Origin of the sequence: Gibbsiella quercinecans (genome assembly GCF_002291425.1) — a bacterium.
GTDB lineage: Bacteria > Pseudomonadota > Gammaproteobacteria > Enterobacterales > Enterobacteriaceae > Gibbsiella > Gibbsiella quercinecans.
The window spans coordinates 315,301-329,783 of sequence record NZ_CP014136.1; the positions used below are offsets into that span (position 1 = coordinate 315,301).

The 14,483-nt window shown below is 45.5% G+C and carries 11 protein-coding genes; 9 read left to right on the forward strand and 2 right to left on the reverse strand.

The annotated features are described in order from the left end of the window. Positions 1-85: 85 nt before the first annotated feature. Complete coding sequence (locus tag ACN28Q_RS01600; RefSeq protein WP_095844732.1) at positions 86-1,330, forward strand: tyrosine-type recombinase/integrase; 1,245 nt, start codon at positions 86-88, stop codon at positions 1,328-1,330. Between the two features lie 461 nt (positions 1,331-1,791). On the opposite strand, the gene ACN28Q_RS01605 is transcribed toward ACN28Q_RS01600, so the two are convergent. Beyond that, entirely contained in the window at positions 1,792-2,697 is a 906-nt protein-coding gene (locus ACN28Q_RS01605) for a LysR family transcriptional regulator (protein ID WP_095844733.1), read from the reverse strand. A 281-nt stretch (positions 2,698-2,978) separates the two neighbouring features. Between ACN28Q_RS01605 and ACN28Q_RS01610 the strand changes: the two genes are divergently transcribed. From ACN28Q_RS01610 to ACN28Q_RS01625, 4 genes are all read left to right on the forward strand, one after another. Next, positions 2,979-3,506 carry a nuclear transport factor 2 family protein gene (locus ACN28Q_RS01610; protein ID WP_095844734.1) on the forward strand — a complete coding sequence of 176 codons (528 nt, stop codon included), beginning with the start codon at positions 2,979-2,981 and terminating at the stop codon, positions 3,504-3,506. Between the two features lie 179 nt (positions 3,507-3,685). Continuing rightward, entirely contained in the window at positions 3,686-4,522 is an 837-nt protein-coding gene (locus tag ACN28Q_RS01615; RefSeq protein ID WP_048638379.1) for an SDR family oxidoreductase, read from the forward strand. 656 nt (positions 4,523-5,178) lie between these two features. Beyond that, on the forward strand, positions 5,179-6,060 hold the full coding sequence (locus tag ACN28Q_RS01620) for an isocitrate lyase/PEP mutase family protein (RefSeq protein WP_095844735.1): 882 nt from the start codon (positions 5,179-5,181) through the stop codon (positions 6,058-6,060). 107 nt (positions 6,061-6,167) lie between these two features. After that, on the forward strand, positions 6,168-7,529 hold the full coding sequence (locus ACN28Q_RS01625) for an MFS transporter (RefSeq protein WP_230469529.1): 1,362 nt from the start codon (positions 6,168-6,170) through the stop codon (positions 7,527-7,529). Between the two features lie 129 nt (positions 7,530-7,658). Here the strand turns inward: ACN28Q_RS01625 and ACN28Q_RS01630 are convergent, their stop codons facing one another. Further along, complete coding sequence (locus ACN28Q_RS01630; protein ID WP_095844736.1) at positions 7,659-9,572, reverse strand: sigma-54-dependent Fis family transcriptional regulator; 1,914 nt, start codon at positions 9,570-9,572, stop codon at positions 7,659-7,661. A 245-nt stretch (positions 9,573-9,817) separates the two neighbouring features. Between ACN28Q_RS01630 and ACN28Q_RS01635 the strand changes: the two genes are divergently transcribed. From ACN28Q_RS01635 to ACN28Q_RS01650, 4 genes are all read left to right on the forward strand, one after another. Continuing rightward, positions 9,818-11,014 (forward strand): CaiB/BaiF CoA transferase family protein, encoded by a 1,197-nt coding sequence (locus ACN28Q_RS01635; RefSeq protein WP_095844737.1) that lies wholly within the window; start codon positions 9,818-9,820, stop codon positions 11,012-11,014. A 12-nt stretch (positions 11,015-11,026) separates the two neighbouring features. Beyond that, on the forward strand, positions 11,027-11,944 hold the full coding sequence (locus ACN28Q_RS01640; protein ID WP_095844738.1) for a hydroxymethylglutaryl-CoA lyase: 918 nt from the start codon (positions 11,027-11,029) through the stop codon (positions 11,942-11,944). Positions 11,945-11,966: 22 nt separating this feature from the next. Further along, positions 11,967-13,313, forward strand: a complete 1,347-nt coding sequence (locus ACN28Q_RS01645; RefSeq protein ID WP_048638372.1) for an MFS transporter — start codon at positions 11,967-11,969, stop codon at positions 13,311-13,313. Positions 13,314-13,527: 214 nt separating this feature from the next. Beyond that, positions 13,528-14,472 carry a hypothetical protein gene (locus ACN28Q_RS01650; RefSeq protein ID WP_095844739.1) on the forward strand — a complete coding sequence of 315 codons (945 nt, stop codon included), beginning with the start codon at positions 13,528-13,530 and terminating at the stop codon, positions 14,470-14,472. Positions 14,473-14,483 lie beyond the last annotated feature (11 nt).

The following is a 14,483-nucleotide window of genomic DNA, read 5'->3' on the forward strand; positions in this document are numbered from 1 at the left end:
TGCGTTTTCAATTTTCCCTCTGCATCGGGAGAATTTGGTGGTCAGATTTGGGGTCAGGTTGGTTCGATTATGGAGTGACCCCCAAATGTCTCTTAACGACTCGAAAATCCGCAACTTAAAATCATCCGCTAAACCCTTCAAAGTTTCCGATTCTCATGGCCTATACATTTTGGTCAATCCCGGCGGTTCACGTCTTTGGTATCTCAAATATCGTATCAATGGCAAAGAGTCCCGCCTCAGTTTAGGCGCTTATCCCGATGTCTCTCTGACCGATGCCCGGCAACAGCGCGACGGCATCCGCAAACTGCTGGCGCAGAATATCAACCCGGCGCAACAGCGTGCTGCTGAAAAAACTGCTCGTTCACCAGAAAAGAGTTTCAAGACCGTGGCGCTGAGCTGGCATAAAAGCAACACAACATGGTCGGAGAACCACGCCACCCGCCTGCTTGCTAGCCTGAACAATCATGTTTTTCCGGCGATCGGTAATCAGCCTATCACGGAACTGAAAACCCGACACTTCACTGCCCTGCTGAAAGGTATTGAGGAAAAAGGTTTGCTGGAAGTTGCGTCCCGCACGCGCCAGCACCTGTGCAACATTATGCGTTACGCGGTTCAGCAGGGATGGGTAGAAAGCAATCCGGCGCTGAATCTGGTCGGCGTAACGGCTCCGCCGGTCAGGTGCCATTATCCGGCTCTGCCGCTGGAGCGTCTGTCTGAGCTGCTGGGGAGTATTGAAGATTATCAGCAAGGCCGGGAACTGACCCGGCTGGCGGTATTGCTCACCCTGCACCTGTTTATCCGGTCCAGCGAACTGCGTTTCGCAAGGTGGAGTGAAATTGATTTCAGAAACAAGATCTGGACCATTCCCGCCACCCGCGACGCGATTGCCGGCGTCCGCTACTCCGGGCGCGGCGCGAAAATGCGCACGCCGCATATCGTGCCGCTGTCCCGGCAAGCCATCGACGTTCTGAAGCAAATTCAAGCGATTTCAGGCCATCTGGAACTGGTGTTCCCCGGCGACCATAATCCGTATAAACCAGTGTGTGAAAACACGGTCAACAAAGCGCTGCGGCTGATGGGTTATGACACCAAAACGGATGTCTGCGGTCACGGCTTCCGGACGATGGCCTGTAGCGCCCTGATGGAGTCCGGCCAGTGGTCGCAGGATGCGGTTGAACGCCAGATGAGCCACCAGGAGCGCAACAGCGTGCGGGCGGCCTATATCCATAAAGCCGCACATCTTGAAGCCCGCAAAGCGATGATGCAGTGGTGGTCGGATTATCTGGATGCATGCCGGGATAGATTTATCCCCCCCTATGTCTGGCGCTGATGGGACAAAGCGTAAGGTTGTCTTATCATTAAATCCTGCAATTGACGCGTAAATTAAAAGCAGATCTGGCCAGTTAATGATCTGCTTTTCTTCTGCTCCAATAATCAGAAAAAATCACTGCAGACGAACCCATACCTTTAAACACATCTCTACCTCATAGCAAATCAGCAGTCTCAGGATCTGGTCGGGAACTCACGCGGATTAAATTCTTACCTGCCAGAAGCGCTACGCGTTCCCTGGACATGGGTTCAACCTGGCTCGTCAGATGCATCCTGTATTTTAATCCCTGCCTGTAAAGCCCCCCTTCCGCATGACAAGGCACAGCAAATACCTGGTAAGTCTGTCAGCTATTTCTGCTATCTCCTTCCTCTCTTGCGTTATGCCCGGAGTACAGCTAATTCGGCTCCATAATCCTCGCAAGGTAATTTATTCCTGAGAAAACTTTAGCGGACACAACCCGCTTACCCGGCTCCCAGTCCTTTACGCTTTGCCATATCAATAAACGCACGCAGCTTGGGCTGAGCCTGTGTTCTGGCCGGGAAATAAAGATATACGCCGGTGGTCGGCTGGATAAAATCTCTCAATACTGACTCAAGACGTCCCTCAGCCAGATCGTCAGCGGCCTCAATGTCAGCCACATAAGCAAGGCCTAAGCCCTGCCGGGCGAACGACAATAACGACGCACGGTCATTGACGACGATACGGCCTGGCATATCCACGAAGAAATCACGGCCGCTGCGATTGAATTCCCACCGATGCCGTTGTCCCGACGAGACAAAGCGGTAAATGAGGCCTTCATGCTGCGTCAGTTCTTCAGGATTTCGGGGCCGCCCGGCCCTCGCCAAATAAGCTGATGAGCCAACCACGGACCAACGGAGGTCCGGTGTGAGTCTCACGGCCACCATATCTTTCTCAACCGTTTCTCCTAACCGGATACCGGCGTCATAAAGCCCGCTCGCCAGATCAACCGTTCCCTCATCAATCGACAGCTCCAGCGTGACCTCCGGATAAGCGCGGCAATAATCCGGTACAAATGGCTCAACGAGCAACATCATTGCAATACGTGTCATGGTCAGGCGTAAGGTGCCCGTCGGATGCGTCTGGTAGTTTGACAGATACGCCAGTGCATCGCCGATTTCGGCGGTGGCGGGCTGGAGACGCTCAAACAGCGCGAGGCCGGGCTCCGTCAGGGCTACGCTACGGGTTGTTCGCTGGAACAGCACGACACCATGTCGCTGCTCGAACTGCTGGACAGCCTTGCTGACCGCCGTCGAAGAAATGTTCAGCACCTGCGCGGCCCGGGTAAAACTCAGGTATTTAGCAACGGTGAGGAACGGAATGATACCGTCGAGTTGATCTTTTTGCATTGCTAATTATAAACCCTGAGTTGATAGCCCATCCCGCTTTACGCAGTTTATCAACCCAATCCCATAAAGTAACCTCGTCTTTCATCGCACGGCAATTGTTGCTCCAACCGCAGGGAGGATAGTGCTATGACCGTTCGTACCTGGATTATCACCGGCGTCAACAGAAGCTTTGGCCGACGACGGATGAAGGAACAGCTTCTAAAACGTGGTGAACGCGTTGCCGGAACCACCCGTAACAGGAATTCATAAATCAGTCTGGATAAAAAAATGAGGATATCACTATGAAAATAATCGATACCGGGCGACGCGCCATCCTGTCCATTAGCTTCGCCGCAACACTATTTGCGCTGTTCTTCGCACCGCTGGCATTAGCACAAAACGCGACGGATACCACCGCGTCGAACAAACAGAAAGTCGAGGCGGCGCTGACCGCCTGGAGCCGTGGCACAGGCAGCGTCCTGAGCGTTCTGTCGGAAGATATCAAGTGGACGATTCCCGGCCACTCACTCATTGCTGGAACGACCGTTGGCAAGGACGAACTGAATGCGAAAATCAATGTTCCCTTCGGAGCCCGCTTTGCCCGGTCAAATGACAAATTCCGCCCGGTCACTATCAAAGGCATCTATGGCGACGGAGACATGGTGATCGCGTACTTCCAGGGGCGTGGGATTGCCAACGATGGCAAGCCTTATGTCAACAATTACGCGTGGTTTCTCAAAATGAAAGACGGCCTGGCCGTCGAGGGAACCGCGTTTTTCGATAGCGTTGCGTTCAATGATCTCTGGACGCGCGTGCCTGTCAGTAATTAAAGGACGCGAATAATGGTATCCCCCGCCATAGCTCAGGTAAGCCGTCCGGGAGGGACTACATGGCTGCACGCCGCACCGGGCCCTATCAAGACGAGGCCACTGCAATATGCGCGCCGCTGTACAAGTAGTCTGAATATGCTGGATGACAGCGCGATACTTTCAACTGTTAGGAGAAATATATGACTCAACGTACCTGGTTCATCACCGGCGTGAACAGCGGCTTTGGCCGACTGATGACGGAACAACTTCTGGAGCGTGGCGATCGTGTTGCCGGCACCGCCCGCAAGATGGATGCATTAAGCGACCTGCAGGAAAAATATGGCGATCGGCTCTGGCTTGAACAGCTTGATCTGACCGATACTCCGGAAATTTGTCGCGTCGTCGATGCGGCTTTCGCCCACTTTGGCCACATCGATGTGGTGGTCAATAATGCCGGATATGGCCTGGTTGGCGCGGCCGAAGAATTGCTGGATGAGCAGATAATCCATCAACTCAATACCAATGTGGTGGGCTCAATACAGGTGGTACGCGCAGCATTGCCACATCTGCGTGCCCAGGGAGGCGGCAGGATCCTGCAGCTATCCAGTATGGGCGGACAGTGGGCCATGCCGGGTCTTTCGCTGTACCACGCATCAAAATGGGCGGTGGAAGGCTTCTTCGAATCCACGATGCAGGACATTGCACCATTCAATATCCAGGTAACCCTTATCGAACCGGGCAGCGCGCGCACTGAATTCGCCGCGAACAGCGCGGCCATTTCCCCAGCCATGGACGTCTATGCGCAAACCCCCGCCGGTGCGGTGCGGCGCGTCATTGAGCCGGGCTTCAGAGGCCAGCCGGGGGATGCGGCGAAGATGGCGCAAGCAATGATCGTCTCGGTCGATCAAGTCCCCGCGCCGAAACGCCTTGCACTTGGCTCAGATGCCTACAACAACATAAAAGCAGCCCTCACCGAACGGCTTGCCGCACTGGAAGCGCAGAAGGATATTGCCTTTTCCACCGACTTCCCGGCCTGATTAACCTTTAAAGGATTGGATATATGACACAGCGAAACGGATTATCACCGGTATAAGCAGCGGCTTCGGTCGCCATTTGACCGAAGCGTCGCAGGAACCTTCCGCCAGTTGAACAGTGTGGATGATTTGAAGTCCCGTTACGGCGATCGCTTGTGCTTGACTACCCTGGACATTACCTACACCCCGGACATTCACCATATCATTGAGCAGGCCTTTTGCGAATTTTCATCAAAAACGCTTTGTGTCTTCACAAGGCGTACCCCATTAGCCCACACAGGCTCCTGCGAAGCCAGGAGACATGTATGTTATTTCCTCGCCATAACCGCAGAGCACCGCTCACCTGCCGGGAATAGACATAGAACATGCCTCCCATTAATACTACAAACTTAACACGCGATTTGGCTGGTGAGTTCAATGGCATTACACACAAATAAAAGAGAGTCTCTACAACAAAAATGAAAAAGCTCTATCACAAGTGATATATCCGAAACGACAAGCGAATACCTCATCTCCTCCATTCATATTAATTTACCTTTAAAACAACAAGTTAAAAAATCACACCTGCCCTTATAAATTGGCATGAGTCATGCGTTATACGTTTGGCGGCAAATAATTTTATTTGCCAATATCACTCCAGATACAGCAAAGGAAAAGATATGACTGGCATGGGTAGTAAGCTAAAACAGAGGCTCTCACAGAAAGACATCCTGATTGCTCCTGGTGCGCATGATGTACTCACCGCAAAGATAATTGAAGACACAGGTTTCGAAGCTGTTTATATGACCGGTTATGGTTCAGCCGCCAGTATTCTGGGACAGCCCGATGTCGGCCTGCTGACACAGGTTGAAATGGCGACACGCGCCAGGAATATTGTTGAACGCGTTAATATTCCCGTGATCGCTGATGCTGATACCGGTTTTGGTAATGCCATTAATGTCATCCGCACGACGCGTTTGTATGAGGATGCCGGGGTGGCCATGATGCAGCTTGAAGACCAGATTGCGCCGAAAAAATGCGGCCATATGCTGGGCCGTGAAGTTGTCCCGCCTGAAGAAATGGTGGGAAAAATACAGGCAGCCTGCGATGCCCGCCGGGGCGATATGTTAATTATGGCCCGGACCGATGCTCGGACAAACTATGGCCTGGACGAAGCCATTCGTCGTGGCAAGGCTTATGAACAGGCTGGCGCGGATGTACTTTTTATAGAGTCTGTGGAATCGGAAGAAGAGATGCGGATCGTGACCCGAAGTTTCAACGTCCCGGTGCTGGCGAATATGCTTGAACATGGACGGACGCCTTTGTTGCCGGCACCAAAGCTGCAGGAAATCGGTTACCGGCTGGTCATCTTTTGTGTCGCCTCAGTGTATGCGGAAGCCTATGCCGTAACGGAATTGATGAAAACATTAAAACAACACGGCACCACCGAAAGTTTCCTGCCCAAAATGATCCCTTTCGAAGAGTTTAACCGATTAACAGGATTGCCGGAAATTCGTCTCGCAGAAGAAAAATATAACACCGGGCGAAAAGCCAGTTACTGATAATTGAAAAACAAGAAATGACAGATGGGAAGGGGTAGCTCCTCTATCTGTCATTCTTATCAGAGAAATAATAACACTCTCTGGTTATCCTACTTATTGAGGTTGAAATGAGCACGTTAAGAAATTTAAAAGTACCCCATTTTCATTGGTGGGTAATGGCGCTTATTTTTATTGTTTATACGGTAGAATATGCCGACCGGGCAAATATTGGTTTTGCTTTACCCCTTATGCAACAAGAATTTAATCTGGATAATACTCAGGGTGGTTTACTGGTCAGTTTATTCTTTGCCGGATATGCCATAATGCAAATCCCGGTTGGTTTTTTAATAAAAAAATTCGGCGTCAGACAAATTTACACCCTCGGTATTCTTACGACTGCTATATGTACCGGCCTGATGGGTCTGGCTGATTCAATTATCCACCTGAATATCCTGCGCTTTCTGGTAGGTGTTAGTGAAGCGGCTGTGGTTATCGGTTCTACCGTTACCATCAACAATTGGTTCCCTGAGAGGGAAAAAGGAACGGCAACCGGTATTTTCCTGGCCAGTTCCAACATGGGACCATTGGTCGTCCCATTAATAAGTGCCTGGATATTGATGAACTTCGACTGGCGCTATATTTTTATCTTTTTTAGTGTTCCGGGAATTGTACTCGCTTTACTTTGGATTGTGATGGTCAATAATAGTCCCGAGAAAAGCCGCTTTGTTTCCCGTCAGGAACTTGATTATATTCGCAGCGGCGTTTCAGCAAAAAAAGTCAAAAAGGTCAGAGAGTACAAAGCAGTATGGCTGGATAAAATCATCAGAACACGGCATTCCGAAATCCTTACCAGTACGCGCCAGTGCTTCGGATGCTGGGATATTTATGGTGCCGCTCTGGGTTATTTTTTCATGGTTGGAACCGTCGGCGTATTGATGTCATGGTTACCTAAATATCTTCTCCAGGAGCAAGGGTTTTCAATGATGAATTCCGCTTACCTGGCAGCAGCACCCTTTGTTGGTACGCTGTGCGGTAATCTGCTAGGTGGATGGATATCGGATAACCTGTTGGGGAAACGCCGCAAGCCCATGATGATGGTCAGTGCAATTACTACTATTGCGTCCATGCTGCTTATTGTGAATGCTCCTGCCACCCAACTTATCCTGACCGTGCTATTTTTTATCACCGGATTATTCCTGGGCCTGGGTTATTCGGCGTTTTCAGTTTACGCAATGGGAAGAGTGGATAAAAAGACGTATCCCATCGCCTACGGCATAATCAATATGGGTGGACAGCTGGGGGGTATGTGTATGCCTTTTATCGTTGGTATGATCCTGGATCATTATAACTGGAGCATGGTTTTTTTCACTCTGTCGGTGGGCGCCATGTTATGTCTGCTTTTTGTCTGCACAATTACAGAGCCACTGCCTGACGGTCAGCAAAAGGAAACAGACCAGACGTTTGTCACAGGTCATAAAATCGCTCATTGACATACCGTTTTATTCACAAGGTAATGGGGCACAGCATCGCCCCATTTAGCTTCCTTTTACCGGGATGCTGGAAATATCAGGATATCCACTTTACAGAAAAGCCCCCCTAAAACAGGAACGGCAAAAGCTTTATCCCTCTTTTTCCCTTAATTTACGCCACATACTCATTTTACTGATGCCCAGTTTAGTCGCTACTTTTTCTTGATCATTATTGTAAAGTTTCAAATAAAAAGAAATTATCTGCCGCTCAACATCTCTCACGATACCTTTTAAATGTTTTATTTTAAGATCTACAGTTATAGTTCTGCTCGCTTCAGGCGCATTATTCAGATCCTTTATTTTGAAACCTGTTAGCTCAAGTATTTCAAACCATGAAGCCCCGGGAAATCCTTTTGATAATAAAGACAGCCGCTCCAGGATAAACCTGAGTTCACGGACATTCCCTGGCCAAGGATATGAAGAAAACACCTCCAGAAAATTCTGTACCTGCTGCTCTGAATCAGGTTCTTTCAAAAATTTTTTTACCAGATATTCCACATCACCATCACGCTCACGCAGAGGCGGGACGGTTAATGGTAATACATTTAAACGATAGTAGAGATCGCTTCTGAAGGTGCCTGCACTTGCCATATCATCAAGCGATCGATTAGTTGCGCCAATAATTCTGACATTAACCGGGATGAGGTCTTTCCCGCCAATACGCATGATCTCATATTCCTGAAGCACCCGTAATAAACGGCTTTGAATGGAAAGGGGAAGCTCACCAATTTCATCTAAAAATAAGGTTCCTTCATGTGCTAATTCAATTAACCCTTCTTTCCCCTCTCGTTTAGCTCCCGTAAAGGAGCCACCTTCATAACCAAATAATTCACTTTCAAGTAGATTTTCGGGTATCGCGGCACAGTTTATTGCTACAAAAGGGTCGTTTTTCCTCAAGCTGTGATTATGAATACTCTGGGCAAACAGCTCTTTTCCCGTACCCGACTCGCCATGAATCATCACCGGAGAATGAGTTTTAGAATAAATTTCAGCCAACTTTATAACATCACGCATATTATCACTGTTTGTAATAATATCAGCAAACTTATATTTCGCAGTAAACCCTTTCTTTATTATTTTTCCACGAATTTTACGTTCAACGCGCTGTATTTGAGGAGTATCAGTAAACGAACAAACAACACCGATACATTTATTACCCATAAGAATAGGAACCCGGCTCGTAATAATAGACGTATTACCAATTTCCTGTAACTCCCTGATTTCTGGAGACTTTGACAGCAAAACCTGATTAATTCGTGTATTTTGGATAACAGTATCAACCTGCTTACCAATAATCTGACTTTCTTCTATACCAAATATTTTCTGCGCAGCTTTGTTAAAATATTGCACAGCATTATTTTCATTGGTGACGATGATCCCTTCCGTAATAGAAGATAATATCATTTCAAGCCGTGCCATATGCATATGCTTACGTTTTGTCGTTTCAACGATTGCCAGTGCTTCCCTTAAAGAACTGTTTACCGATTCAACACCATTTTCTATAAGAATGCATTCCATATTGTATTGCTGAGCAATTTTGGCTGCCGGGCTACCACCTATAATGGTTTGATAGTTTTCCTCATGGCATCTTTTAAGATTTTCGTTAATATCCTGTTCCGTTGAAAAAGTGAACTCATCAATAACCACATTTAATGCCTGAGCAACTAAATCCACCTCAGGCAAATAGTTTTCATAATTAAAAAATGCAATTTTTTCCCGGTTATTTTTAAGAGGAATAAGTGATTTCAGTAGATCTGCTGCCGAAATGACGATGCGAACAACAGGGATTGTGGTGGATTTTTCAATATAATCCGCCGTTCCACCACGACTCATGATGACATCGTAAAATTCCGGATCAAGGTTTTTAGCAATGTTAGACGCCTTTCCCAGACTGCCATGATAAACATGACAATTAAACAACCCGACGCATTGTTCAGTAACGATTGTACCCAAACTCGGATATGGCGTTATGAGCGCTAAATTAGGCAGAGTTTTAGAAGGCATAAAAAATCCTCACGCTGTTTAATATTAATCATTCATATCATATGTGATATGAATTTCACAAATGATACAAACAAAAATATTGATACCCCTCTCGATATAAAATATAAAACTTTATATATCAATACGTTAAACAACTACCGTCATTTTTTATTTTTTGGCATGGAATTTGTAATCATTTAAGCGCAACAACGGTAATCACTTACCAAATATCCATATTGTCAATGTAACTGTAGAAGGAATTAAAGATGGAAAAGCAGGCAGGAGTAATGAGCGGCGTACGCATTCTGGATTTAACCCGAGTATTAGCAGGACCTTATTGCGGCATGATGTTAGCGGATTTTGGCGCTGACGTAATCAAAATTGAAATGCCAGGAAAAGGTGATGATTCTCGTGCTAATGCCCCACAAGTGAATGGGGAAAGCGCTTATTTTATGAATCTCAATCGAAATAAGCGCGGTATTACTCTTAATTTAAAAACTGACGAAGGTCGAAAAATTTTTCTGGACATGGTTAAAGAAAGCGACATTGTCTTAGAAAATTATCGCCCCGGTGTGATGGAGAAACTGGGACTGGGATATGAAAATCTCAGGAAAGTCAATCCGGCCATTATTTATGGCGCTGTCTCGGGGTTTGGGCATACAGGCCCATATTCTAAACGTGCCGGTTATGACATTATTGGCCAGGCGATGAGTGGTCTCATGAGCACAACGGGCTGGCCTGATACCCCCCCTACGCGCACCGGTACTGCGATTGCAGATGTTGTTGGAGGTATGAGCTGCGCTATTGGAGTACTGGCTGCATACGTAAACCGACTGAAGACGGGGATTGGCGAAAAAGTTGATGTCTCGTTGGTCGATTCAATGGTTTCCTCATTAGAAATCATCAACATTATTTATTTATGTTCAGGAAGGATACCAACCCGTATCGGAAACCGTTATGAATCAATCTATCCTTATGATTCATTTCAGGCAAATGACGGCTATGTCATCATTGCCTGCGGCAATGATAAACTTTTTGGACTCTTAAAAGACACAGTACAAATCCATCAACTGGACAACGAAAAATTCAGTTCCAATATTAAGCGTGTCGAAAATCATGCTGAACTCAAGTCTATTATAGAATCCTGGACACGAGACCTGTCTATTGATCATATAGTGGAACTCTTACTGGCTGCAGGCATACCGTCAGCCCCGATCAATACCATCGATCGTGTTACTAAAGATCCTCATATTGCTGTTGCCAGGGAAATGTTTGTTGATATTGAACACCCGGTAGCGGGTAAAACAACATTAACAGGTAATCAGGTAAAATTTACTAATAAAAAAGCGACAATAAGAACTCCGGCACCTACGCTGGGGCAGCATAATTATGAAATATTGAAAGAGTTGTTTAATTACTCTGATGAAAAAATTGATGAATTAATCAATAACGGAATACTGTAAGGATTATATAAAATGTCAAAATTTATCCAGATTACTGAAGTAGGTCCCCGGGATGGGTTTCAGAACATAAAAAAACCCATCCCTACAGACTTAAAAATAAATATCATTGATCAATTAATTAAAACCGGAATTAACAAAATAGAAATAACTTCTATGGTGAGTCCTAAAGCTATTCCTCAGCTGGCTGACTCTAAAGAAGTCATCGCCTATGTTTTAGAACATCATAAAAATATTACTCCATTCGTTTTAGTTCCTAATGTGCGCGGAGCTCAGTTAGTTTATGACGCGGGTATCAGGAATATAAATTATGTCGTCTCCGTCAGTCCTGAACATAACAGAGCCAATATTAACAGAACGCATCAGGAATCTTTAGATGACCTGTATAAAATCAGGCATGAATATCCTGAACTGAATATCACACTTTCTTTGGCCACTGTTTTTGGTTGCCCGTTTATCGGTGAAACAAGCATAGACAGCTTGCTGGATATTATTAAATTTTCTGACGACCATGAGATCAAATCATTGACTTTATGCGATACCATCGGTGTAGCGAATCCGTTTCAGACGTCACATATTTTGCAAGCCATTAGCCAAAAATTCCCCTTAATGGATGTTGGATTACATATGCATAATACGCATGGTATGGCTTTGGCAAATATGATGGCAGGCCTGCAAGCAGGCGTCACGCGATTTGAAACGGCCGTCGGCGGCCTTGGCGGATGTCCTTTTGCTCCCGGGGCGGCGGGCAACGCAGGCACTGAAGACGCAGTCAATTTATTTAACCGAATGGGCCTCCAAACCGGCATTTCACTTGAACGATTGCTTGAGGTAGTAAAAATAGTTCGTGATCATATCGAACCTAATTTACTGAGTAGTCTGTCCCGTGCAAGAACCTATAGCGAGTTCGACTTTTGCAGCGCAAAAATATAAATAACTCACCGGGATTAATATTATGAATATTTCCTCTGACACTACAAAAATGTCTCATTACAGATGGTGGGTAATGAGCTTTATCTTCATTATCTATACTATTGCAAATGCAGACCGTGCTAATATTGGCTTTGCCATTCCATTTATTCAGGAAGAATTCCAGATGTCAAATACAATGGCTGGTCTCTTGATTAGCCTTTTCTTCGCTGGATATTCCTTTTTTCAAATTCCAGCAGGATTTTTGATAAAAAAAATTGGAATGCGAAACGCTTTTACCCTTGGCATGCTGCTGACCTCGTTTTTTACTGGCATGATGGGTATCGTTAATAATATATTTATATTGAAGATCCTCAGATTTCTAGTCGGCGTAAGTGAATCTCCGGTGGTAATCGGCTCCACCGTGACGATTAATCAATGGTTTCCCGCCAAAGAAAAAGGGACTGCGACAGGTTTATTCCTTGCGGGTTCAAAAGTTGGTCCTTTGATTGTACCTCCTATTTGCGCATGGATTATTATGACATTAGGATGGCGATATATTTTTGTTTTTTTCGCCATACCGGGTATTTTGCTTTCTATCTTCTGGTATTTTATGGTCAGGAACAAACCCGAAGAAAGCAAATATGTTAATGAAAAAGAAGTTGCCTATATTCGTGACAACTACCCTGAAAAGAGTGCAGATACATCGACTGGACATAAAACTACTGAGTTTAAATATTGTTGGCTTGATAAGCTTATCCGGACTAAACAGGTTGTTGAACTTTCAACATCGAGAGAAGTTTTTCGGTGCTGGGATATCTACGGTGTTGCCTTAGGTTATTTTTCAATGGTAGGTATTGTCAGCGTTCTTATGTCATGGTTGCCAAAATATTTAATAACAGAGAGAGGTTTCGATCTTACCAGTTCCGCCCTGTTAGCGGCATCTCCTTTTCTGGGAAGCGTCTTAGGAAACTTTTTCGGAGGATGGCTATCCGATAGATTGTTGAATAAGAGGCGTAAGCCACTAATGCTACTCAGCGCCGGCGCGACTATCTTCACAATGTACTCATTGGTCTATGCACCGGAAAGCAAGTATTTATTAGCATTCATGCTGTTCATCCTGGGTCTGATGCTCGCTCTTGGTTATTCAGCCTATTCCGTATATGCAATGGAACGTGCGGATAAAGAGACTTACCCCGTTGCTTATAGCGTAATCAACATGGGAGGACAGCTCGGTGGAATGTGTATGCCTCTTATCGTAGGCGCTACTCTGGATGCTTATAACTGGAACACTGTTTTCATGGTGATGACAGGATTCTGTGTTCTGTGTTTCCTGTTGGTATCAAGTGTGGTCGAGCCTTTAGCTAAAAATGTGAAAGTCGTTTACGGTTAATCTTTCATAGGGGGTCATTCAGGCCCCCTTTTTGTCGATTCCCCTAATCTTCAGGGTTAACCTGACACTTATGAGTATCCTATCCACAGAAAGACGAGGGAAGTCATCTATTGTATAGACAAATACGCCCACGGTTTTGCAGCAGTCCAATTCGGAATATTGGCTCATTCTCAAAAGGTGGTCATTCTTTTTTTTTCAATAAAATAATTAGCTTATAAAAGGAGGTAAATCATGTCCAAAAAAAAACTCCATCATCCATGTCAAGAATAGAGTATCTGACTGGGTTACCATTCGAGAGGCTGTTAAGTTAATAAATAAAACAACTGGTGAAAAATTGAAAGACAGTGATATTTACCGTCATGCTTTACATGGGAGGATTTATATTTCAATATATTTCCCATCCCCTGTTATTTTAAGAAAAATTAAAACCATCAACCAGAAATTAAAACTAGCGCCAGTAGAAAACTCTTTTATATCAAGACTGTGTTTTCTCGACAAGAAAGGCTTTATTACAGGGGAAAATTTAACTTTTAGTACTGAGGGAAGATACATCTATCCTATACAGCGTGTCATTGACACAACATTATCCGGTTTTGAATTCGTTTTGATACAGAGATTACTTGCCAGCTCTCTTAAGATTCCATTACCTTTAACAGGAGCGAATGTGAGCAATTATGGTATTACAGTTACCTTAGGTGGGGATACATTTCAAATATTCGAAAAAATGACATGGCAGGAAAAAATAAATCAGGGAATTATGCAACTACCTGAGAATTGCTTATCTGAGTTTTTTGCACAGAGCTCATCCCAGGTAATGTATCGAAAAGAACGTAGAGGATATTTCCCAATTCATAATTTGCCAGAAGATGCCTGTTTTGTCATTCGACATGCCGAACTTGAAAAACTAATCAATATGTCATTCACAAATAAAACAACATCCCCTTCCGCAACGCGAATATCCACACCACTATCCCGTCTGTTCTGGCTCGCCTGTAAACATAATAAGGAGATCAGCCCCCTAATGAGACAGCCTTATAAGCTTCTGTCCATCTTTGAGCAATGGGCTTCAGATGATGGCATCACAGACCGGCTCAGCGGAGACACGCTGAAAACTGCACTGGAGCGAGGTTCTCCGTCATCCTCTTCATCATCAAAATAATATGATAGTTA

Coding starts and splice junctions, on each gene's coding strand:
- ACN28Q_RS01645 (WP_048638372.1), top strand. CDS start 11,967: ATGAATATTTCCTCTGACACTACAAAAATGTCTCATTACAGATGGTGG.
- ACN28Q_RS01630 (WP_095844736.1), bottom strand. CDS start 9,572: ATGCCTTCTAAAACTCTGCCTAATTTAGCGCTCATAACGCCATATCCG.
- ACN28Q_RS01620 (WP_095844735.1), top strand. CDS start 5,179: ATGACTGGCATGGGTAGTAAGCTAAAACAGAGGCTCTCACAGAAAGAC.
- ACN28Q_RS01615 (WP_048638379.1), top strand. CDS start 3,686: ATGACTCAACGTACCTGGTTCATCACCGGCGTGAACAGCGGCTTTGGC.
- ACN28Q_RS01635 (WP_095844737.1), top strand. CDS start 9,818: ATGGAAAAGCAGGCAGGAGTAATGAGCGGCGTACGCATTCTGGATTTA.
- ACN28Q_RS01610 (WP_095844734.1), top strand. CDS start 2,979: ATGAAAATAATCGATACCGGGCGACGCGCCATCCTGTCCATTAGCTTC.
- ACN28Q_RS01625 (WP_230469529.1), top strand. CDS start 6,168: ATGAGCACGTTAAGAAATTTAAAAGTACCCCATTTTCATTGGTGGGTA.
- ACN28Q_RS01605 (WP_095844733.1), bottom strand. CDS start 2,697: ATGCAAAAAGATCAACTCGACGGTATCATTCCGTTCCTCACCGTTGCT.
- ACN28Q_RS01600 (WP_095844732.1), top strand. CDS start 86: ATGTCTCTTAACGACTCGAAAATCCGCAACTTAAAATCATCCGCTAAA.
- ACN28Q_RS01640 (WP_095844738.1), top strand. CDS start 11,027: ATGTCAAAATTTATCCAGATTACTGAAGTAGGTCCCCGGGATGGGTTT.